Origin of the sequence: Psychromonas sp. Urea-02u-13 (genome assembly GCF_002835995.1) — a bacterium.
In the GTDB taxonomy this organism is placed as follows: Bacteria; Pseudomonadota; Gammaproteobacteria; order Enterobacterales; family Psychromonadaceae; genus Psychromonas.
Genome location: NZ_PJBZ01000040.1, coordinates 1 through 22989, shown reverse-complemented (window position 1 = coordinate 22989; position 22989 = coordinate 1). Strand labels below are relative to the sequence as shown.

The window sequence follows — 22989 nt, the reverse complement described above, 5'->3', positions numbered from 1 at the left end:
GATCAGAACTAAGCTATTTATGCTTAGTTCAAGGCGAAAAAGCGCAGTTTAGTCGTTTAAATGAGCATTTTTAACGATGAAATAGGCTTAAATAGCGACGTCCTGAGTAGTTACACTTATAAAAACAAAAAACCGAGCAAGGCTCGGTTTTTTTATGCTTATTAAAAATGTTAAGTGAAATTACACTTTAGTTTCATTTTCTTTTTCAGCACTCGTACCACGAAAACGCTCTGTAATGCCGTTTAAGAAGTTACGTAATAATTGATCGCCACACTCTTTATAGTTGCGGTGATCTCGCTTGCGGAATAGCGCAGAAAGCTCAGATTTAGAAACTGGGAATTCAGCAGAAGCCAATGCATCAAGCATATCTTCTTCTTTAAAGTTCAAAGCAATACGTAGTTTACGTAAGATATCATTATTACTTAAGATAGCTTTAGCAGGTAAAATAACTGGGCTTGAACCCTCTTTTTTACCACGTTTTGCGTTAATTAAACCATCTAAGAAAAGAGAAAGAAGACTGTCGCGACAGAATACAAAATTTTCTTCGCCTTCTTTTTCCATGATGCTGTGTAGGTAGTTTTCATCAATTGCATTATCAACCGAAGCAAAAATATCTAACATTTTTTTATCGTTTAGTTGTAGTGCGTAACGTACACGTCGTAAAACATCATTAGTGATCATAGCGTCTCTTATTAATCAGTTAAAATAAAAAAACATATCATACAGGGTATTTCCCTACTCTGCTAATCACAAGCTTGTAAAACCACAAGCAACTCATTAGCAATGAGTGTAATTAAGTCCACTGATACCGCATTACCCGCTTGTTTATAGAGTTGCCCGTTAGCCATTTTTTCTGGCAGAGAATAACCATTACCAATCGGAAAGCCCTGTAACTTAAAGGTTTCAGCAGGTGTTAGCTTACGTACGCCATCTTTAACCTTAATTAGCGCAACATTGTGGCCACCAGTCCCCATGTTGGCCGTTAATGTAGGGCAAACACCATTTGCATTTTTACGCACGTACATACCACGGCGTACTTGGTAAAATTCAAACTCATCCGTTATCTGCTCAGTAATATTGATACGCTCTTTTTTGCGTTTATCAGCAGGCAGGCTGTTATATTGTGTTTCGCTTAAAAAATAATTGGGATATTTCTCACGGGTATAATAATAAGCTTGTAGCTGTTGCTTATTTTTATCCAGATCTAATACCTGGTTAATGTTTTCTCGACGCACGCTGTCTGAATGTTTTAATTTAAAGTCTTCTAAGCGTTCAAACATAGTAAATCGTTCAGCATCAGCTTCATGTAAAAAACAGACAATAAACATACGCTCACGATTTTGTGGTAAATGCGTATATTCTTTAGTATTTAAAACCGCATCTTTGACGATATAACCCGTCGCTTCTATTTCAGATTTGATCGTTTGATAAGTACGCCCTTCATCGTGACCACGTAAGTTTTTCACATTTTCTAAAAACAGAATGCGTGGTTTATGAGACGCTTGGTGTAAATCATTCACTAAATCGATAATACTGTAAAAAAGATTACCGCGATGATCATCAAAACCTTTACGACCGCCAGCAATACTAAAAGCTTGGCAAGGGAAACCACCGGTTAATATATCAATCGGCTCAGCTAAAATAGCCGCTTTTTTCTTTTCAAACTCAATCCGTGTTTCTTCACTTTCAGCACGCTCTGGTTTCACTATTTTTTCAATATCACCAGCAATTAAAGCATGATCAAAATTATGCTGATAAGTTTTACCTGCATTTTCATCAAGTTCATTTGCCCAAACTAATTGGTAACCGCCCTGTTCATTGGCTGCATTTTTAAATCCTAAACAAACACCACCAACACCGGCAAATAAACTGCCTACTTTATAATTCATTATTGTTCCTAAAATATAGTTTTAAACTTATTAATTTTTGCAGGCAAACACTACTCAAACTCTTTAATGAAAAACTCATAGGAGTCAATCTCAGCGAAGTTAATTGCATATGTATTGTCTTGAAATTTATCTATTCTGACAGAATCTATACCGATACTGTGAAGCCTTGCATAGGAAAGTAACTCTCCTTCTGCAAGCTTTAATACATCACGTAAAATCCACTTGCCAAGCTCTTTGTTAGAATAAGACATTAATGCTTTACTCCCATCTTGGCATAATTTAGAGAGTAGAATTTTATTGTTTGGTAATAATAAATCAAATGATTCATCTCTCGAGGGAAAGAACCCTGGCTTACATTTATGCACCTGAGCAGGTATCGGTATATAAGCCTCATTAGGGTCTCTTGCTCTACCAGAGGCATTCCATTGATTTAATGCACTACGCTCACCAACAACTTTATTTCTTCCATAAAGAGGCAAATAAAGTGTATCAACAAGGTCTGTATCTTTTATTTCGGCGACAGACTGCATTTTATAATCATCATTAATTTTATTATTTTCAAGATAATAAAATGGGTCATCTAAAATACCCACGGGGAATGAATGCAGTATCTTATCTGTAATAAACCTTTTTAAAAGCGTTGATTTACTCACATTGAAATTATACTCATGTAAACCATCAGAAAATATAACATTTGAAGTTTTAGAGGGGAGCAATTTAATCTTATCGATTTGAATTAAATCCATTGTTTCTTCAAAAATTCTAAAGATCCCTTCATCTCGCAATACACAGTGGTAAATAGCAGAATCAAGTTCATAAGCATTTTGCGTAAAGCTAATACGGTTATTTCTCAGCTCTGAAACCTTCTTTACCATTTCCAGCGCGGGTAAATCACTATAAGTTGATCGCTGGCGATTAAATTCAGCTATTTTTTGAAAGGATTTTCCATTAGTAATAAGAAACGTTTTTAAACCGACACCTATTTTTAGGTTATCCATGATTAAAACAGCGTCACTGGCAACATCACCTCTTGATAAATCATCTGCATTAAAGCAGTCGCAATAAATTTTCTCTGCGACACGGTAATACAAATAAGGTGTTTTGGATGAGGAGAATAGGTTTGAAAGCTGACCAATGAGTTGTAATCGTGATTGGTATTGTTGGCGCTCAGGTGCAGATAGATTATTGAAGTACATATAAACTCATTCGGTAGTGAAGCCCTATCCAATGAGCTAATTAAAATGCACCGAGTAAATCAGAGACTCGATTGCATTCATTTGATGCTAATTAAGCGTTACCTTTAACTTTAAGCTGTTGCTCTGCGGCAAAGTTAAGCATGCGATCTAGTGACTTCAGCGCACCCTGAGCAACATTTTCATCAACATCAACTTCATGGCCGGTTGCATCAACTAACGCATCGTGAATCGCTTTAAGGCCATTCATTGCCATCCAAGGACAGTGAGCACAACTGCGACAAGTTGCGCCTTCACCGGCTGTTGGTGCTGCAAATAACTCTTTATCTGGACAAGCTTGCTGCATCTTATAAAAGATACCGGTATCCGTTGCTACGATCAGCTGTTTATTAGGCAGTGTTCTAGTCGCATTGATTAGCTGACTCGTTGAACCAACGACATCAGCCATATCAACCACACTTTGCGGTGATTCAGGATGCACTAAAATAGCAGCGTCAGGGTAAATCGCTTTCATATCACGTAAACCCGATGCTTTAAATTCATCGTGAACGATACAATCGCCCTGCCACATGATCATGTCGGCTTTAGTTTGCTTTTCAATATAAGCACCTAAATGGCGATCAGGTCCCCAAATTATTTTCTTATCTTCACTGTCTAAGTGCTCAACGATCTCTAATGCAATACTCGATGTAACCACCCAGTCAGCACGTGCTTTTACAGCAGCAGAGGTATTGGCATAAACAACAACCGTACGATCTGGGTGTTTATCACAAAAATCACTGAACGCTTCAACAGGGCAACCAACATCTAATGAACAAGTTGCTTCAAGTTCAGGCATTAACACGGTTTTATGAGGCGTTAATATTTTAGCGGTTTCGCCCATGAAGCGAACACCAGCGATGATCAATGTCTTTGCTTTATGATCTCGTCCAAAACGGGCCATCTCTAAAGAGTCGGCAACATAACCGCCAGTTTCTTCAGCTAATGCTTGGATTTCAGGGTCGGTGTAGTAATGAGCAACTAAGACAGCATCTTTTTCAATCAACAGTTTTTTTATTTTTTCTTTGTAGTCTGATTCTTCCTGTACAGATAACACAACAGGTTTTGGGGGAAATGGATAATCAGATCCTACAAGGGGAGAAAATTGGCTCATCATCGACTCTATGATTTTTAAATGGGAGCAAATTATACCCATGCAGCTTCAAAATGCCAAGTGATAGCGCTGATTGCAATTTAAAACAACCTAGATTGCATTGATTTAATGCCGACAAGCATGAGGTGAGCGTAATGGTAATTACCAATCAGCTTAACTATCTGCTCTATCTTGCTGGTTAAAATCGATGATAACGTCGTTGTTTTCAATTCCAATAGCCAGCTATTGCTCAATCAAACGCCTTTTTCTCATCAATTTTTCCTACGTAATTTTAGGCCATTTAATTAAGCAGAATGGTATAAGGCAGAAAACAGCACTGAAGTATTCGTTATAACAAAACCGATTATGTAAATTTTCAGATCAAGTGAGCTAATAAATTATGTCGAAATTATTAAAAATCATTAAAAATTATTGGTGTTTAAATAGAAACTTATTACAGGGGAGTATTTCAGGATAAATCTAGAAGTGGTGGGCCGTGAAGGATTTGAACCTTCGACAAATGGATTAAAAGTCCACTGCTCTACCAACTGAGCTAACGGCCCATATATAGATATTTAGCTTTCGGCTATCAGCTGACAGCTTTGGCTCTTACTTACAGCTGACAGCTAGAAGCTGAAGGCTTAAAATAAGTGGTGGGCCGTGAAGGATTTGAACCTTCGACAAATGGATTAAAAGTCCACTGCTCTACCAACTGAGCTAACGGCCCATATATAAATATGGTCTTGGTTTTTAACTCTACCAACTGAGCTTTATATTCACTTTAAGAAAAGTGGTGGGCCGTGAAGGATTTGAACCTTCGACAAATGGATTAAAAGTCCACTGCTCTACCAACTGAGCTAACGGCCCATATATAAATATGGTTTTAGTTTTATTCTTTAATACGCTTTAAATTAAAAGTGTATCAATAGCTCTACTAACTGGGCTAAGTTCCATATAAATATGGTTTTGGTTTTAAACTCTACCAACTGAGTTAATATCTATCTTTTGACTTTACTTATAGCTGACAGCTAAAAACTGACGGCTTAAAGAAGTGGTGGGCCGTGAAGGATTTGAACCTTCGACAAATGGATTAAAAGTCCACTGCTCTACCAACTGAGCTAACGGCCCATATATAGATATTTAGCTTTCGGCTATCAGCTGACAGCTTTGGCTCTTACTTACAGCTGACAGCTAGAAGCTGAAGGCTTAAAATAAGTGGTGGGCCGTGAAGGATTTGAACCTTCGACAAATGGATTAAAAGTCCACTGCTCTACCAACTGAGCTAACGGCCCATATATAAATATGGTTTTAGTTTTTTTCTTTAATACGCTTTAAATTAAAAGTGTATCAACAGCTCTACTAACTGAGCAATTAAATTGACATACGTCGCTTTAATATCTAGTTATTAATTAACATGAACCAAGTCACATTCCCTAACAACTGCGGCGTATAATATACAATAATTTAAAGAGCGCAACAAAAACATTACGCTTTTTTTCTGTTTGCTGAGGAAATAAACAAATTCGCATATTTTGCCTATAAATTCCCTTTATTTCTTCGTCTTACAACGCTTTTAAGCGTTTACTCGCAAGGCTGGCTGCCGATGAATCAGCATACTCTTTTAATACTTTTTCATAAAAAGCTCTAGCCGAGTCTTTTTTTCCAAGATATTCGTCAATAATACCCACTTTAAACAATGCATCAGCACGTTTACTAGAATCTGGATATTTTTCTGTCACGATTAAGAAAGCAATACGTGCTTCATCGCGTTTTTTTCCTTTATAGAGCAGTTGTCCTAACCAATACTGAGAGTTTGCAATAAGCGATGACTCAGGGTGATCAATAACAAAGGCTTCAAAAGCAGTAATGGCTTGTTCATAGTCTTTTTCAACTAATACAAGATCAACGGCTGACTGATAAGCTGCTTTTTCATCTACAGCGACAGATTCATTACTTTCAGGGGAATTTTTGATGGGCGCTTTAGCGACTGCATTTTTTTGCTCGTCAATAAGCTGATATAAATTACGTTGACGATTTTCGATTTGCTCAATCTTGTGATTAAACAACTCAATATTGCCACTTATCTGACTCACTTCTTGCGAAAGCTCATCAAGCTGATTTTGAAAACGTATTTGCATTCTATTACGACTTTCAAGAAGACGCGTTAGATCATCAAGTTGTTTTTCTATCTGTTTATTGCTTTTAACGCTTGTTACATCACTCACGGGAGCGTCGGCAAAACTAGAAGCAGATAAAAACGTGGCCATAAAAATGGCCACGTTGAGATTAACTTTTTTCATACTAATACTAAATTAGTAAGTAAGTTCAGCACGACGGTTTTCAGCGTGAGCGGCTGCGTCATGGTCTAAATTAACAGGCTTCTCTTCACCGTAACTTACAACACTAATTTGGCTAGCAGAAACACCCATGTTTTCTAGGTAAGTAGAAACAGAGTTAGCACGACGTTCACCTAGAGCGATATTGTACTCAGGAGTCCCTTTTTCATCTGCGTGGCCTTCAATTGTTAAAGACTTATCAGAGTTTTCTACTAAGAATTTTGCATGTGCATCAAGAATTTTTGTAAAACGAGGTGCAATAGTTGATTTATCAAATTCAAAGTTGATTGTAGTTTCAAGAATAGCCCAAGTGTACTTTTGTACTAGTTGCTCTTCTTCTGACAATTCAACTGCTTCAATCACATCAGTTTCAACAGTGTTATCTGCTGCATTTTCTGCTACTTCTTCAGTCGCTGCTTTCTTGTTTACTTCTGATGATTCAGCATCGCTATCACTTGTAGAGCTACAAGCACCTAGTGCTAACATTGGTAGTGCAATTAACAAGCTTTTTGAAATCGTTGATAAGTTCATTTTATTTCCTTATTTTACTTTAAAAAATATTGATACCAATCCGTCTAAATATTGGGTCATTTTTACTCGTTAAAACAGCCAACATCGGCGTTGCATTCAATCGTAATAGCTAGCTATTAGCTCAATCATGCGCCTTGTTCTTGACTATTTTTCCTTCGCAATATTTGACCCTTTATTAAACAGAATGATATTAGTTTAAAAATGGGGACCATGCTGGTGATTTAACGTCACCGTTTTTTGCTGGAATATTCGCTTTAAAACGCCCATCCATCGAGACTAACGCTAAGCCTTTCTTGCCTTTATAAACAGTACTGTAAATAATCATACTGCCATTAGGCGCGATGCTTGGCGATTCGTCTAGCTGAGTTTTAGTCAGTGTTCTTAACTCTCCAGAATCAAGATCTTGCACCGAAATTTTATAATTTCCGTTATGACGACTCACTAACACAAGACTATCACCATCAGGGGTTATTGTGCCACCTAAATTCATTTCGCCTTCCCAAGTTAGGCGTTTTATTTTGCCGGATGTGAGCTCGACTTGATAAATTTGTGGTCTTCCTCCACGTTCCGAAGAGAAAATTAAGCTTTTACCATCAGGTGACCAACTTGGCTCAGTATCAATAACACGATTACGAGTAATACGTTTTAATGCCTTGGTAGTTACATTTAAAACATAAATTTCTGGTTGACCATCTTTTGATAAAACTAATGCTAGCTGTTTCCCGTCAGGTGACCAGTTAGGTGCGCCATTTATTTTCGGAAATGAGGTGATTAGCTCACGTTTTTGCGTATATAAATCTTGAACGTAAATTTGTGAACGCTTTTTCTCAAAACTAACATAAGCGAGTTTTCGTCCATCGGGAGACCAAGAAGGTGACATAATCGGTTGTTTTGAGCGTAAAACTAACTTTTCGCCGTAACCATCATAATCAGAAATACGTAGTTGATATGGGTGTGTACTTTTATGATCAACAGCAACATAAGCAAGTCGCGTTAAGAATGCGCCACGATCTCCGGTTAGCTTCTCATAAACAACATCACTAATACGGTGCGAAAACTGACGTAATTGTTTCGTTTTAACCGTGCTGCGACGCTTTTCCATCACCGGTGAATATTCCTGCATGCCCATGTTACCTGTCACGACATCAAGTAATTCATAGGTAATAGTGTACTTACCTGCTTTTGTTGATGGTTTTACTTCACCCATGACAATCGCTTCAACACCAATTTTATGCCATAACGCATAATCTAAGTTTTGACTGTTAGAAGGCGTTTTAGGCATTTTATCAATACTAATCGGACTAAACTGGCCACTACTTCTCAGGTCATTAGCAATAACTTCAGAAAAGTTTTCAGGTTTTTTACCTGAGCCTAACCATTTAAAAGGGATCACCGCGATTGGGCGCGCTGTATTCACGCCTTCAGTGATCAATATTTCTAAGCGAGCCTGAGCCTGCACAGAGACCATTAATAATGAAATGGCGAGTGACAGTGGTAACATTAAACGTACGAACATTTTCTATTTTTCCTTACAAGTCAGGCTCTAAAGTGATATCAAAATCGCGAAATTGTGGCGCTATTTCAGGATCTTTGGGAATCGGTAATGTTTTGGCTTTTAACGTTGCGCGTCGAGCAGAATCACAGAGTTTCTGATCACCTTTACTACGGCTCGCACTCAATACTAAACCATCTGGCGCTAAACGAATCGCTAAGGTACAGCTTTTACCTTTCATGCTTGATTCAACCTGCCAATTACGACTAATTTTATCTTGAATCAGCGCTTTGTATCGGGCAATTTCAGATAACTGTTTTGAGCTTTGTGCACTTGAAAAAGAATCAGCAAACTCAGCTTCCATCTGTTTATCAAGTTCAGCTTGACGTAAACGCTCTGCTTTTTCTTTTGCTTTACGTTGCGCTGCTTTTTCTTTAGCTGCTTTATCCGCTTTTAATTTTGCGTCTCGTGCTTTTTTCTCTTTTAACGCTTTTGCTGTCGCGAGTTTCTCTGCTTCAACACGTTTTGTTTCAGCTTTCTGTTTTTTAATACGATCGGCTTCTTGTTTCTTACGTACTTTTTCTTTTTCAACACGTTTTGCATCAGCCACTTTTTTTGCTTTTTTAGCTCTTAATTCTTTTGCAGCTACTATTTTTTCAAAAAGAATCTGGTCTTCTACTTTTTGCTTACGTGCAACTTCGGCCTTTTCAGCTTTAACGCGTTTTGCTTCTGCTTGTTTGCGTTTTTTGTCCGCAACCTGTTTCTCTCGTTTAACACGCGCTTTTTCTGCACGTTTTTTGTCTATTTCTCTTTTGGCAGCCGCCACTTTATCGGCAGCGTTCTGTACCCTCTTTTGGGCTAAATCATCAAATAACTTTTGGCTGACCATCGAGGCGTTGATAATAACAACTTCCTCTTTAGGTTTGTCTTTAGGCAACGAGAAGTCCATGCCTAATAACAACAACGCACCAACAATCAGGTGTAGTGATAACGCTGTAATAAAAGCAATAAAAGTAGTGCTATTTTTCATTATCCACCGGCTCAGTCATGAGGCCTAAAGACGGCACCCCCGCATCTTGTAGCAATACCATTAAGGCAATAACACTTTTGTAAGGGACATCGCCATCGCCTTTAACAACAAACTGAGCTGTTTTATCCGCACTTAACTGCGCTTTAACTAACGCACTCATTTCATCAGCACTCAGTGGTGTATCACCGCTTTCACCAACATCTAAATAATACAAACCTTGTTTATCAATAGAGGCGATCAGTGGTGGCTTACTATCAACAGAAAGCGCTTCTGCCGTAGATTGAGGAAGATCGACCTTCACACCTAGCGTAACCGTAGCCGCCGTTGCCATAAAGATAATCAATAAAACCAACATAACATCGATATAAGGCACGACATTAATTTCAGCGACGATTTTACGTCGAGGCCTACGATATGAATATTGCATAGCTACCCTTACTCGCTTTCTGTCATCGCTTGGCGATGTAAAATTGAAGTAAACTCTTCCATTAAATTAATGTAAGCCGTTTCAATTTTTGCCATGTTTGTAGAGAATCGGTTATAAGCGATAACCGCTGGAATAGCTGCAAATAAACCCATTGCTGTTGCAATAAGGGCTTCTGCGATACCAGGTGCAACCATGGTTAACGTCGCTTGTTGTACTTCACCGAGTGCGATAAATGAATTCATGATGCCCCAAACAGTACCAAAAAGACCAATATAGGGGCTAATCGAACCGATCGTTGCTAATGCAGATAAACCATCTTCTAATTCTTCAACTTCACGAGATAAGGTGACTCGCATGCTACGGTGTGCGCCTTCTGTAACACTATCCGCATTACGTCCCGGCATACGGTGCAGTCGAGAAAATTCTTTAAACCCGCTGTGGAATATTTTTTCACCACCCACAATACGATCACTGCGCGCAGCGGTTTCTTTGTATAAACGACTAAGGTCATGACCCGACCAGAAACGCTCTTCAAACTGTATTAATGCTTGTTTGGCTGACTTGAGCATTCTTGCGCGTGAAAAAATCAGCGTCCATGAATAAACTGACATGCTAAGTAGCAACAGCATTACACATTTCACTAGAATACTTGCCTGTAAAAACAGACCTATAAAAGACATATCAGCGTGCACTTGTCATTACCTCAATAATTTCAGCAGGAATTGCTGTTGGTTTCATTTTCTGTAGATTAACACAGGCGATTAGAGTAGAGGCTTGGCAAAGAAGTTCCCCACTTTCATTAAATATCTGTTGTTTAAAGACTAAGCTCGCTTTACGGTAGCTCTCAACCTCTGTTTTAACCGATAACAACTGGTTAAAACGTGCGGACTTAATACAGTCCATTTCTACTTTTTTTACCATAAAAGCAATGTGTTTTTCTAACAGCGCGTCTTGCTCGACATTAATTTCACGTAAACACTCTGTGCGTCCACGCTCAAAAAACTTCATATAGTTAGCATAATAAACGACGCCACCAGCATCGGTATCTTCGTAATAAACTCGTACAGGTAAAGTAGAAATCAGCACTCTGGTTTTCCATCAAAAATTAATAGGACTACTTTTACTATAAAGTGTCGTTTTTGTCGAATTATGTCGTTCTTTTATATAAAAAAATAGAGCAAAGTATAATGCTTCACGTTAAACAATAACGTTATCAGGCGCTTCTACGTTAAAGTGAAGATCACTAAAAATTAAAATATTAGCGAGATAATGCCCATGAATAGAGCGTCTTTTTTAAATCAGTTTTTGTTATCTCCTCAAGCAAGCGCGTTAACCCAACCCCATGCATCAAAAAACCTTAAAAACGCGGCAGTATTAATCGCCTTAGTTGAAAGAGAAAATGGCCTGCATGTTATTTTAACCGAACGCGCATTACATTTACGCCATCATCCAGGCCAAGTCAGTTTCTCCGGCGGAAAATATGAAAAGGTTGATAACAGTTTGCAGCAAACGGCATTACGAGAAACACAGGAAGAGATAGGTATTAACACAAAATGGGTTGAGGTAATTGGTCAACTCGCCCCACTGAGTACGGTAAGTGGATTTAATGTATTCCCCTTTATCGCCTTTGTAGATAATCGTTTTATATTAACGGTTGATGCGCAGGAGGTTAAATCTGTTTTTGAAGTACCCTTACGTTTTTTGTTAGATCCTCAAAACTTTTACAAACAGCACTTAGTCGCCAATAAAAAACGTCACTTCACCTATTGTATCTGTTATCAAAATCATCTTATTTGGGGGGCCACAGCGCAGATACTAAAAAACTTACAGTTGGGCTTGAATCATAACGACCCAACGACAAGTATTTAAGCGTAAAACTTATTGATATAACGCGATACGTGTATTGACACGTTCAAGATAATGCTTAGTTTCATCATAAGGTAATCTTGCTAGCAGTTGTTGGTAAACTTGATCCGCAGTGAGTTGATTGATCACTTTTGCTGCTTTATTAATATTACGAGAACCGTCTTTATTAAAAACGCGCGCCACATTACCCGCCCCCGTGTTGTAAGCTGCAATCGTACAATACAAACGACTCTGATCATCTTTAATCGACTTTAAGTAACGTTTACCTAATATATTGAGGTAGGCACTGCCTGTCTCTACATTGATTTCTGGTACATAAAGATCTTCAGGGTCCATTGGTTTGTCAATGTTACGCACTAGTTTATTTACGTCATGACCCGCTGTTCGTGGCACTATTTGCATTAATCCATAAGCCGGTACCGGGGATTTTGCTCTTGGGTTAAACGCCGACTCAGAATGCATGATAGCCATAATTAACGGTGCAGGAATATGATTTTTCGCACTCTCTTTCTCAGCAAAACCTGCATATTTACTCGCGCGCTTATGTAAGCTGTTTTTGGGCAGTTTGACAGTATATGAGACAATTTTAGTTTCTTTTTTGGCATTACTTTGTGCAATCGAATAGTTCTTGTCACTCTGTTCTAAGCGGGCTTGACTGCTTTTTAATAGTTCCATTTTTTCTTGAGTGGCTAATACACTTGCTTCTTTTTCAGTCAGCGAACTGTCCGCAAGTAAAACACTGTCTGTTTTTTTATCTATTTCTTGCGCTAGGGCCTGGGTTTGCTTAACAATAATTTCTTTGCTTTGTTGCTTATTCGCCTCAGAAAATTCAATATCAGAAATGCTAAAATCTCCTTTATTACTGATTTTATTGTCGTTAAAAATCTGAGCAATGTTTGATTCTTTATCTGCCAGTAGCTTCTCTAATTGCAGCTGTATTGCCTTTTGAGCATCTTGTTGCGATAAGTTTTTATCTACAATTAATTCAACTTTTACCTGTTCATTTTGATAATCGATCACCGTTTTACTGTTTTTATCTTCACTAAACTCAATATCATATTCAGCTTCGCTTAGCTCCGACTTGCCCCATTTCTCAATCACTGACTGTTGGAATTGATCAAATGCTTGCAAATACTGCTGTTGCCATACTTGATAATCGCTTTGTTGTGATTGCACATAGTATTGAAATTCATCGCGCATCTCTGATGAGTCTGGTTTTTCAGATTCAAAACGCGCCATTTCATTATCTAATTCATCAAAATGATCATTTGCGACAGCCACACTGCAACTAGTAAATAAAATAAGCAAAACATAAAGACGTGACATGATTACTCCTTATAAGCAAATAGACTAAACAAAAAAACTTAAAGTGCAGTACACTCTATACCTGTAAATTATAATATACTATTTCCATCGGATAAAATCATGCCCTCTATCAAACAGATTGCACAGCATACGCTGTTGTGGCTCTCGCTTCTCTTATTTGCTAAGACGCAAATATATTTCGAGTACATTGGTGAGCCCGCTGAATTTTTTGGCGAAATCTTCATGTTAGCCGCCTGTTGCAGCTTATTACTTGAAACGCACCGCTTAAAGCTGGGTTGGTTAATGACGATCGGCTGGTTTCTTTACGGTTGCTCTTTAATCGCAGATGTTCTCGATGAATATTACGTCCCTAAAAACGTCTCTGACGTCCTTGACCTCGCCGATGACCTTTTAAAAATTGGTGTTGTTTTTATCGGTTTTTCTTTTTATAACGCGCTCAAAGAAAAAAAAGTGTTAATTAACAACTTGCAACTAGAGATCGAATATCGTCGTGATCTGGAAGCTAAATTACATGAAGTCACTCGACTTGACGAGTTAACTCAGATTGGTAATCGCCGTGCATTCTTCCAATGTTATACAAAACTGATCACTGAATATAAACGCCCACTGCTTATCTTTATTGACCTTGATAATTTCAAACAACTTAACGATACCCAAGGTCACCAGCAGGGAGATGAATTGCTAAAGAAATTTGCAACCTGTTTAAGCAAGCACTGTGTTGGCAAGGGTGAGGCTTACCGTTTTGGTGGAGACGAGTTTGTTATACTTTACGATGCCCAAGAAGGAGAGTCTTTAATTAGCACCATTAAACACGATATGTATGATCTTTTTGAAGCAACAAAAGTTTCGATTAGTTATGGTTGTCTCGAAATAAACGACCAGCAAGATGCCGATACACAAATTTTAAAAGTGGATGAACTGATGTATAAAAACAAATTACATCGAAAATCATTAAGAAAGATCACGCGCCCAGAGCTTATCTGAGCGCAACAGGTTAAGGTACTAGGCGTTTTATCAGCGGTATTTTAACCAAAAGCATAGTGCAAGCGAGTGAGAGCAATAACACCACAATCGTAATCACTGGAATCGCTAGCCAGTTTGAGCCAAAGAAACTATAAAACCCGTTGTCCAACGCACGTACCGGAATCAATAACAGTGGGTGTAATAGATAAATACCTAAACTGTATTTTGATATCTGCGAAATAAACGCTCGAAACGGCCCCTTTATATTATCCGCATAAGTTTGTGCCACAACAAATAACATGCCCCCAATCAGCATAGTATTAAGAGTTTTATAACCCATAAAAAATGAGCTATATTGACCGGATTTAACGGCTAATTCCCACGAGCCAAAGAAATTCAATAACAGCATAGTACAGCCCGCAATCACCCAATGCTTTAACTGCACTTTATTATCTCGATTAAACAAGTACCAACCTAGAATCAGGTAACCTGTATATAAAATAAGGTTCTGTAATAAAAAGCTTTCTACTTTTAACCATTTCATTGAAAACATCACCAAACAGGTAACAATAAGCAGTTTTATCAGCTCTGGTGTTAATTTTTTAAGTAATGGAATTAAAAAGGGGATGACAAAATACAGAGGAATAAAGTCATAAAAGAACCACAAATGATACCAAGCAGGATCGTTCGGAGAGTTTTGGATAACAGAGAGTGTTTGCGCAGCAGACCACCCGCCTGCCACAAACCCAGCGACAATCGCATAAATGAGTGTCCAGCCGATAAAAGGAATGGCAACTTTAGAGAGACGTTTTGTTAAATAGTGCTCACAATTAAAAGGCCTTTCAGTTGATAATAAAAGTGCGCCACTGATCATCATAAATACAGGCACGGCCCAGCGGGTTATACTGTTAATGCCCATGGCAGCTAACCAATCGGACTCCGGTATTTCGCCGTAAAGAAAACGAAAAGGCCCTAATACATGAATTGCAATCACTGCAATAGCGGCAATAAAACGTAAAAAGTCGATATAAAAAATAGAAGGTCTTTGGGTAGCCATAGGTTTACTTGTTAAATTATTGTGAATATTATCTGAGATTAACAGTTCATTTATGAAAAGCAATTTTGTTATCGCAGAACTTAAAAATGGATCTGAAAACGGTCCTGTTACCCTTTAACTGAGCAACAATATCAAAATGGACAATAACTCTTAATGGCAAAAAAACTTAACTTAACGGCACGTTTTAGTTGCCTATTTTTACTCTTAACTTTTTATGCTTCATCACTTTTTGCAGACGTTAATTTTGTTGCTTGGGATAAAGAAGGTGACCAATGGTTGCAACAAACATCTGAGCATTTCTCTGTTAACTACCTTAAAGTACATCAAAAAGACGCAACTCAAGTATTAAAAATAGCCGAGCAAGTCCACCAGCAACTACAGCCTTTTTTTAAAGTAACACTACCTCAACGCACTGAAATTATTCTCTTAGATAGCACTGATAATTTAAGAGGTAATGCATCCACCTTAGAGTATGGTGAGATACGCCTGCTTATGAGCCCCCCTTCTAACATTAATAATGTTGAGATTGAAGATGATTGGATACGCCTCTTTTTAGCTCATGAATATAGCTATCTTTTACAGATGCAATTAGGCCAAGGTACATGGCGAGGCCTCTTTATCTCTGCAGAGTTTACCCCTGAATTACTGCTTGAAGGAATGGCTATCTATCTAGAAAAAAATAATCACCTCAAAACAGATCGTTTATCTTCAAGCAATTTGAATATGCAGATGCGTATGCAAGTATTCAGCGGCCAACTACTCGACTTAGAAAAAGTGATTATTAAAAATCGCGAATGGCCACTTGCTTCCACTTATATCTACGGTGCTTACTTTATTAATTATCTTGCTAAAACCTACGGAGAAGAAAAACTATTACAGTTTTTGGAAAATTATAGCCAAAGCTTGTTTTCCTATTTACGTTTAAACAATGAAACAATCCGAGTTTATGACAAAACGTTCCTCACCCTATGGGAAGAGTTTAGAGGTTATTTAAACAACGAATTTAATGAAGAAATACAAACATTAACAGCCAACAAAGTAGAGGGTGAATTATTATTAACATCGCCCTTTATTCAAGCAATAACCAATAATGAGCATGGTTTATTAGTTAATAAAGTGACCGGTGAAGATAGACACCAGATTCAGCAATATCAACAGGGCAAATGGCAAGTGATCACCGCTACCAATCAACTTCGCGATATGGATAGTCACCCTGAAACAGGTTTAATGACAACACGCTATATCGACTATGTAGATGGTCATCAATACAACGATATATTCCTTTATAAACAAGGAGAATGGACACGTTTAAGCGAACGAAAACGTTTTAAAAACATTCGTTTCATGCCCGATGGTAAAAAAATATTAGCATCGCGTATTGTGGCAGGGTTAAGCGAGTTATGGTTACTTGATATTAATCACGATAATGCAGTCTACAAGCCAGAGAATGCACAGAGACTTTGGCAAGGTAAGCGCAACATGATTTTAGGCGAGTTTGATATTGATCCCTCAGGTCAGTTTGTTGTAGCTTCCCTCAAACATCCACTTAGTGAATGGAAATTAGCTAAGTTTGATTTAACAGAGCGCCACTGGGAAACGATGATCGAGCAAAACGGTCACGAAAATTCACCAAAATTTTTAGCCGATGGTTCGCTGGTTTTTAGTGCAAATTACACGGGTATCTCAAATATCTATCACCTTGATTTAGCACAATCCACACTCGAGCAATGGACCAATGTAATAGGAGGTGCTTTTCAGCCTCTATGGCAAGAAGGTCTAGGTCTTGTATTCCAAAGTTATGATCAAGAGAGTTATATGATCCGTCATATTGAAGCGCCTGAGGTTATTGCTAGGCTGCCACTCTCTAATTTACAACGCCATGAAAAACCCTTGGTCGATATCGACAATAATATAACGCTTTCTGAACCGAGCCCTTATAGCACCTGGGAAACCATCCAGCCACATTCATGGTTACCGGTACTTTATGTCGATGAAATACGTTCATTAGTCGGTTTAAATACTTACGGTGGCGATGCATTAGGTCGCCATAACTATGAAGCTTATGCACTTTGGGATGCGCAAAACCAATTAGCCTCTTATATGTTCGAGTATCGTTATGATAACCGCTGGTCACTGGCATTCTTGCAAGATTACAAGTTTATAAATGTTGGCTTAGAACAAACAGATCATGAATATCAAATCAGTACCAATCAAACCTATGTATTGCAACGTAATCATCTGTTTTCAGCGTGGGAAGATAATTTAAGTTTACATGCCGGTGCATCGATGAGCTTTGAAAGCCTCTATTACCAGCCTGAAGTGGAATTGATTCCTGTTAATGTTGATGCCACAAGTGAGGCAACAGAGGTAACGATGGGACTCGCATTAACCTTTGATAATCAAGAGTTTTACCTAAATGTACCCGCCGTGGGTTGGGGCCATTATTATGATTTTACCTTTGAAGAGAATATTTTAGACAGTGACTTTAGTGGTCAAAAATACCAAACCCAATGGCGTGCGACTTGGGACCTTCCAGGGCGAGTCACCATACTGACACGTCTTGCTGCCGGTTATGCCAGTGAAGATGCTAAAAAATATACTTTAGGGGGTAATAACCTGAAAAATGAAATGAGTCTTTTTGACCGTAATAGTCAAGCTATCCGAGGTTATGACGATATAGCCCAACTAGGGCAAATATATGCAACACAGCGATTTGAAGTGAATACTTGGTTAGGCCGCTTTGAACGTAACTGGGGACTTTTCCCATTAGGCATGGGTGATATTGCCGGTACCTTCTTTGTTGACTCAGGATCAGCTTGGGATGTTGGCGGTAACTACAAGCCAATAACAGGTGTCGGGGCTCAGGTTCAGATAGAGTTTAAATTAGGTTATAACTACCTTACCGATCACTCTCGGTTACGCTTATGGCACCGATGATACCTTAGGTAAAGATTACCTGTATTTAAACTTTGGTAGTACGTATTAAAAGTTAAATCATCACGTCAGCCAACTACAAACCTTGTTCTTTATATTGCAGATCTCTTTTTTGTTGTGCTTTTAACAACTCCACTTCAAGTGTTTTGGTTTTTTGTAAAGCCTCTAGTTGAATGGCGGGAATAATGACCTGCTCAACTTTTTTATCTTCTGTGCAAGCAGAGACAGAAAAGAGCAATAATAGCGCTGAAAATTTATACATTGAGACCTCTATAAATACTTGTTTTGTTTGAGCATCTCTTTATATTAGAGATGACTATTTCTTACACTCCAGGTTACCACATGTTAAAGCTTTTTAAATACTTTGAAAATTTAGTGCCCGCACTAAATGATGCAGAGCCTACCCAGCCCCCTAATACGCTTGTTGCGTTTTGTCTTCATTATACAAAAGGTTATGGTAAAGCTTTAATTTTAATGACTATTTTAACGTCATTATTAGCGATGTTAGAGGTTTCACTGTTTGGTTTTATGGGCCAATTAGTTGATTGGTTAATCACTAAAAATCCAGAAACACTCTTACAAGATGAAGGCATGAGGCTGCTCATTATGTCTTTAATTATATTAGTGTTAATCCCTGTTTTAACGCTTTTTCATTCCTTAATTGTGCACCAAGTTTTATTGGGTAATTACCCAATGTCTATTCGTTGGTTTGCGCATCGCTATTTACTTAAACAAAGCGTGTCATTTTATCAGGATGACTTTGCTGGACGAATCGCCACTAAAGTAATGCAAACCGCCCTTGCCGTACGTGAAACTGTGATGAAATTGCTCAACGTGATGGTTTATGTGTTGGTTTATTTTATCTCTATGATCGTGATGGTCGCACAGGCAGATTACCGTTTAGCGATTCCAATGTTAGTGTGGTTAGCCGTGTATATCGGTTTGCAATATTACTTTATTCCACGCCTTAAAAAAGTAGCCACAGAGCAAGCGGATGCACGCTCAACAATGACCGGCCGTATTGTAGATAGCTACACCAATATCTCAACGGTAAAACTCTTTGCACATACAGATTCAGAGTCCGCTTATGCTAAACAAGGCATGGCAGGATTTTTAGATACGGTATACAGACAGATGCGCTTAGCGACAGGTATTAATGTCACAGTGCAAATTTCAAATTACATTCTTGCTTTTGCTATTACCGCATTGGCCATTTCCCTGTGGATGCAAAGCGCAATCACAGTGGGCGCCATTGCTATCGCAGTCAGCTTAGCGCTACGTTTAAACGGTATGTCACATTGGATAATGTGGGAAATGAGTGCCTTATTTGAAAATATCGGTACGGTAACGGATGGCATGCGCACCCTTGCTAAACCCAATATTATTGAAGATAAACAAGACGCAAAACCATTAAATGTGGCTCACGGTGCGATTCACTTCGACAACATCAGCTTTCACTACGGTCAAAACAAAGGTGTGATTGATAACCTTGATTTGAAGATTAAAGCCGGGGAAAAAGTCGGTTTAGTCGGCCGTTCTGGCTCTGGTAAATCAACCTTGGTAAACCTATTACTGCGTTTTTACGATGTTGAGCAAGGCAAAATCTCCATTGATGACCAACCGATTAACGATGTTCAGCAAGAAAGCTTACGTTTACAAATCGGCATGGTAACGCAGGACACCTCTTTATTGCATCGCTCAATCCGTGAAAATATTCTTTATGGACGCCCCGATGCCACTGAAGCGCAAATGATTGAAGCTTGTAAACAAGCAGAAGCACACGACTTCATTATTAGCTTAACCGATAGTGAAGGTAACACAGGTTACGATGCACAAGTTGGCGAGCGTGGCGTTAAGCTCTCTGGGGGTCAGCGTCAACGTATCGCTATTTCGCGTGTATTACTTAAAGACGCGCCGATTTTGGTATTAGATGAAGCAACATCAGCACTCGACAGTGAAGTTGAAGCAGCTATTCAAGAAAGTTTGTATGAGCTAATGCAAGGTAAAACAGTGATTGCCATTGCGCATCGTTTATCAACCATTGCCGCTATGGACCGATTAATAGTGCTTGATCAAGGTAAGATTTTAGAACAAGGCACACACCAAGAGTTAATCCAAGGCAAAGGCATTTATGCACAACTTTGGGCACATCAAACCGGTGGTTTCTTAGGCATTGATTAATATTCGTTAAACATTTTAGGAAGCTGGGTTAAATAACCTTCTCAGCTTCCTCTCTTTCATCTAAACGACGTCTTTACACTCCTAAATATCATCCTCTGCACGCTAAATTAAGTGTAAAACAATCCCCGCTAGCACTACAGGCGAAACAAAAAATCGCGTACAATGTCCCACTTTTTGCATGGATGCTATCACTATTATTAAAGGTATTATCGTGACCAACGCTAAATCACCACTGGCAGTAACGCCCTCATTTATTGCACTGTTACCCCTCTTTTTGTTTCTATCTCTGTTCATTGGTGCAGGCCTTTACTACCAGCATTTAGGCGTAGACTTTGCCTTTTATCAACTGCCAAGTGTGGTCGCTATTTTACCCGCGATTATCTTTGCGCTACTGATTTCAAAAGAAAAATTAAATAACGCCATTGAAACCTTTATTGAAGGTATCGGCCATTCCAACATCATCGCGATGTGTTTAATCTACCTATTAGCGGGCGCATTTGCAGCGGTAGCAAAAGCCACTGGCGGCGTTGATGCAACGGTTGCATTAGGTCTTTCGCTCATTCCTTCAGACTTACTGTTACCTGGATTCTTTTTAATTGCTGCTTTTATTGCGACTGCAATGGGGACTTCAATGGGCACAATTGCAGCTGTTGCGCCGATTGCGCTTGGCGTTTCCCAAGAGGCCAATATCGATTTAGCCTTAATGGCCGGTACAGTCATATCGGGCGCATTGTTTGGTGATAACCTTTCTATTATTTCAGATACCACCATAGCAGCAACGCGTACCCAAGGTTGTGAAATGAAAGATAAATTCAAAGAGAACATCATCTTTTCATTACCCGCAGCAGCCATCACTATCGCTATTTTAATGTTTGTTGGTCAAGGTAGTGTTGAACTGGCACCGCAAGAAATTGATTTCTTTAAAGTGCTGCCTTATTTAACTATTTTAGCGTTAGCCGTTTCTGGCTTAAACGTCTTTGTTGTTCTGAGTGTTGGTATTGTCTTGGCGGGTTTCACAGGATTTATTAGTATTGATTATTCAATAACACGTTTTGCGAGTGATATTTTTGATGGTTTTAAAAACATGCAGGAAATTTTTATACTTTCCATGTTAGTGGGTGGCTTAGCAGCCTTGATGCAACAGCGTGGTGGTCTTGCTTTTATCAGTCAAAAAATTGAAGTGATTATTAAGCGTTTCTCTAAAGAGCAAAGTAAACGAGTGACTGAATTTGGCATTGCAGGTTTAGCCTCATTAACCAACGCCTGCGTCGCCAACAATACGGTTTCCATTATCGTGACCGGTAATATTGCCAAAGAATTAGCACAAAAAGAAGGTATCTCAGCAAAACGTTCAGCAAGTCTATTAGACATATTCTCTTGTGTTGTACAGGGCGTATTACCTTACGGCGCTCAAGCGTTATTAGCGGCATCAATCTTTTCAATATCTCCATTAGCAGCGGTCACTAATGCTTGGTATTGCTTTGTATTAGCGGCCGTTTCTATTGTGATTATTAGTTTCCGTAAGCAGTAGCGATCTATTAAAACTCACCCTATTATTAGGGTGAGCCTTTTTAGGAGTTAATTATGTTGCATAAAATATATCTACTTCCACTTCTTTCGTTACTTGTTAGCCTGTCATCACAAGCCTGTAATATCGACATTTATGCTAACGGTGATATGAAACCTAAAGTCTATCTTGAAGCAGGTAAGCCAGCGGGTATTTTAATAGAAATGCTGTTATTTGTAGAAAAAGATATTGGCTGTAAGTTTAACTTCAAGTTTTCTACCTGGGCACGCGCTTACAAAAGCATGCTAAATGGTGAAGGTGCGGTGATCGGCTTATCTAAAACAACCAGCCGTGAAAAACTGATCGATTATTCTGATGCCATGTATATTGAAGATATCTTACTGGTAACCCACATCAATAACGCCTTCCAATATTCCGAGATTAATGATTTAGCAGGAAAAACCGTCGCATCGTCACGAGGCGCTAATATTGGTGATGAATTTGAGCATGCAGTAGAGAGTAAACTCTTCACTTTTATGGTTGATAATGGGGATATGTCAAAACGCCTTGAACGTGTTGCAAAAGGCCGCGTTGATGTCGCGATTGTCAGTCCCGGTAAATACGCATTTGATAATGCATTTATTAAACACCCTGAGTTACTTGAAATAAAAGATCAGCTGTACATAGTGCCCACTGTTTTTCGTAAAGATCCCAATTTTTTAGGTTTTTCAAAGAAATATGAGCATCAAGGATTTATGGAAAAACTGAACCGTTCAATGGAAAAAGGACGTCAATCAGGCATCTTTCAAGCGATTGAAGATAAGTATCATCAGCGACAACAATAATCCTCTTCATACCCATGCTACCTCAATATGCTTTGTCAGGAACAAGCTCGATAACCAGAGCAAGGCACAACATGAGGTAATTGTTATTCACTTTTCGATTGTTGTAACGCTGGGCTGCCATGGTTGAATAATAAGCGAGCTTGCGCCCCGTAGGGCAAGGTAACTTGCACCCATCTACGTCGTAACAAAATATCGACTTAGAATGACTAGGCTTCAATTTTATGCCTAGTATCTCGGCACAATTTTTCTTGCTGACTTTGCATCTTGAAGTAGCATGGGT

At 38.7% G+C, this 22989-nt stretch carries 20 protein-coding genes and 5 tRNA genes; 6 read left to right on the top strand and 19 right to left on the bottom strand.

Translation table 11 applies throughout. The features are described from left to right. Positions 1-180: 180 nt before the first annotated feature. The 16 genes from CXF74_RS03245 to ybgC form a co-directional block, all read right to left on the bottom strand. Positions 181-681, bottom strand: coding sequence for a DUF1456 family protein (locus CXF74_RS03245; protein WP_101080970.1), 501 nt, complete (start codon positions 679-681; stop codon positions 181-183). Positions 682-743: 62 nt separating this feature from the next. After that, positions 744-1889 carry a DNA cytosine methyltransferase gene (locus CXF74_RS03240; RefSeq protein WP_101080969.1) on the bottom strand — a complete coding sequence of 382 codons (1146 nt, stop codon included), beginning with the start codon at positions 1887-1889 and terminating at the stop codon, positions 744-746. Positions 1890-1939: 50 nt separating this feature from the next. After that, positions 1940-3085, bottom strand: a complete 1146-nt coding sequence (locus CXF74_RS03235) for a restriction endonuclease PLD domain-containing protein (protein WP_101080968.1) — start codon at positions 3083-3085, stop codon at positions 1940-1942. 91 nt (positions 3086-3176) lie between these two features. Further along, the gene (gene nadA, locus CXF74_RS03230; protein WP_101080967.1) at positions 3177-4235 is read right to left on the bottom strand and encodes a quinolinate synthase NadA; all 1059 of its coding nucleotides are present in this window, start codon (positions 4233-4235) and stop codon (positions 3177-3179) included. Between the two features lie 466 nt (positions 4236-4701). Then, a tRNA-Lys gene (locus CXF74_RS03225) sits at positions 4702-4777 on the bottom strand. Between the two features lie 88 nt (positions 4778-4865). Then, positions 4866-4941 (bottom strand) — tRNA-Lys (locus CXF74_RS03220). 64 nt (positions 4942-5005) lie between these two features. Next, positions 5006-5081: transfer RNA gene (locus tag CXF74_RS03215), tRNA-Lys, on the bottom strand. Between the two features lie 185 nt (positions 5082-5266). Then, positions 5267-5342: transfer RNA gene (locus tag CXF74_RS03210), tRNA-Lys, on the bottom strand. An 88-nt stretch (positions 5343-5430) separates the two neighbouring features. Beyond that, positions 5431-5506 (bottom strand) — tRNA-Lys (locus tag CXF74_RS03205). A 270-nt stretch (positions 5507-5776) separates the two neighbouring features. Then, a complete protein-coding gene (gene ybgF / locus CXF74_RS03200; protein ID WP_101080966.1) occupies positions 5777-6514 on the bottom strand; it encodes a tol-pal system protein YbgF in 738 nt (245 codons plus the stop codon). Positions 6515-6526: 12 nt separating this feature from the next. After that, complete coding sequence (pal, locus tag CXF74_RS03195; protein ID WP_101080965.1) at positions 6527-7081, bottom strand: peptidoglycan-associated lipoprotein Pal; 555 nt, start codon at positions 7079-7081, stop codon at positions 6527-6529. Positions 7082-7271: 190 nt separating this feature from the next. Continuing rightward, complete coding sequence (tolB, locus tag CXF74_RS03190) at positions 7272-8582, bottom strand: Tol-Pal system beta propeller repeat protein TolB (RefSeq protein WP_442965910.1); 1311 nt, start codon at positions 8580-8582, stop codon at positions 7272-7274. Between the two features lie 28 nt (positions 8583-8610). Then, positions 8611-9603, bottom strand: a complete 993-nt coding sequence (gene tolA, locus CXF74_RS03185; RefSeq protein ID WP_101080961.1) for a cell envelope integrity protein TolA — start codon at positions 9601-9603, stop codon at positions 8611-8613. Then, positions 9593-10030, bottom strand: a complete 438-nt coding sequence (tolR, locus tag CXF74_RS03180; RefSeq protein WP_101080959.1) for a protein TolR — start codon at positions 10028-10030, stop codon at positions 9593-9595. Before tolR ends, tolA begins: the two co-directional genes overlap by 11 nt. A gap of 8 nt (positions 10031-10038) precedes the next feature. After that, the gene (tolQ, locus tag CXF74_RS03175) at positions 10039-10722 is read right to left on the bottom strand and encodes a protein TolQ (protein ID WP_198552764.1); all 684 of its coding nucleotides are present in this window, start codon (positions 10720-10722) and stop codon (positions 10039-10041) included. After that, a complete protein-coding gene (gene ybgC / locus CXF74_RS03170) occupies positions 10712-11116 on the bottom strand; it encodes a tol-pal system-associated acyl-CoA thioesterase (RefSeq protein WP_101080955.1) in 405 nt (134 codons plus the stop codon). Before ybgC ends, tolQ begins: the two co-directional genes overlap by 11 nt. Positions 11117-11305: 189 nt before the next feature. On the opposite strand from ybgC, the gene CXF74_RS03165 reads away from it, so the two are divergent. Beyond that, a complete protein-coding gene (locus CXF74_RS03165; RefSeq protein ID WP_101081060.1) occupies positions 11306-11899 on the top strand; it encodes a CoA pyrophosphatase in 594 nt (197 codons plus the stop codon). A 9-nt stretch (positions 11900-11908) separates the two neighbouring features. On the opposite strand, the gene CXF74_RS03160 is transcribed toward CXF74_RS03165, so the two are convergent. Next, complete coding sequence (locus tag CXF74_RS03160) at positions 11909-13222, bottom strand: transglycosylase SLT domain-containing protein (protein WP_101080953.1); 1314 nt, start codon at positions 13220-13222, stop codon at positions 11909-11911. A gap of 99 nt (positions 13223-13321) precedes the next feature. Between CXF74_RS03160 and CXF74_RS03155 the strand changes: the two genes are divergently transcribed. Further along, on the top strand, positions 13322-14206 hold the full coding sequence (locus CXF74_RS03155) for a GGDEF domain-containing protein (RefSeq protein WP_101080952.1): 885 nt from the start codon (positions 13322-13324) through the stop codon (positions 14204-14206). 10 nt (positions 14207-14216) lie between these two features. On the opposite strand, the gene CXF74_RS03150 is transcribed toward CXF74_RS03155, so the two are convergent. Continuing rightward, the gene (locus CXF74_RS03150) at positions 14217-15242 is read right to left on the bottom strand and encodes an acyltransferase (protein WP_101080950.1); all 1026 of its coding nucleotides are present in this window, start codon (positions 15240-15242) and stop codon (positions 14217-14219) included. A gap of 153 nt (positions 15243-15395) precedes the next feature. Here CXF74_RS03150 and CXF74_RS03145 point away from each other — a divergent pair, with 153 nt between their 5' ends. Beyond that, positions 15396-18179, top strand: coding sequence for a hypothetical protein (locus tag CXF74_RS03145; RefSeq protein ID WP_101080949.1), 2784 nt, complete (start codon positions 15396-15398; stop codon positions 18177-18179). 73 nt (positions 18180-18252) lie between these two features. Here CXF74_RS03145 and CXF74_RS03140 read toward each other — a convergent pair whose 3' ends face one another. Further along, positions 18253-18438, bottom strand: a complete 186-nt coding sequence (locus CXF74_RS03140) for a hypothetical protein (RefSeq protein WP_101080947.1) — start codon at positions 18436-18438, stop codon at positions 18253-18255. 80 nt (positions 18439-18518) lie between these two features. On the opposite strand from CXF74_RS03140, the gene CXF74_RS03135 reads away from it, so the two are divergent. The 3 genes from CXF74_RS03135 to CXF74_RS03125 all read left to right on the top strand — a co-directional run bounded on the left by CXF74_RS03135 (position 18519) and on the right by CXF74_RS03125 (position 22709). Then, complete coding sequence (locus CXF74_RS03135; protein ID WP_101080945.1) at positions 18519-20357, top strand: ABC transporter ATP-binding protein; 1839 nt, start codon at positions 18519-18521, stop codon at positions 20355-20357. Between the two features lie 208 nt (positions 20358-20565). Beyond that, positions 20566-21888 carry a Na+/H+ antiporter NhaC family protein gene (locus tag CXF74_RS03130; RefSeq protein WP_442965909.1) on the top strand — a complete coding sequence of 441 codons (1323 nt, stop codon included), beginning with the start codon at positions 20566-20568 and terminating at the stop codon, positions 21886-21888. Positions 21889-21941: 53 nt separating this feature from the next. Then, positions 21942-22709 (top strand): substrate-binding periplasmic protein, encoded by a 768-nt coding sequence (locus tag CXF74_RS03125; protein WP_101080942.1) that lies wholly within the window; start codon positions 21942-21944, stop codon positions 22707-22709. Positions 22710-22989: the final 280 nt, after the last annotated feature.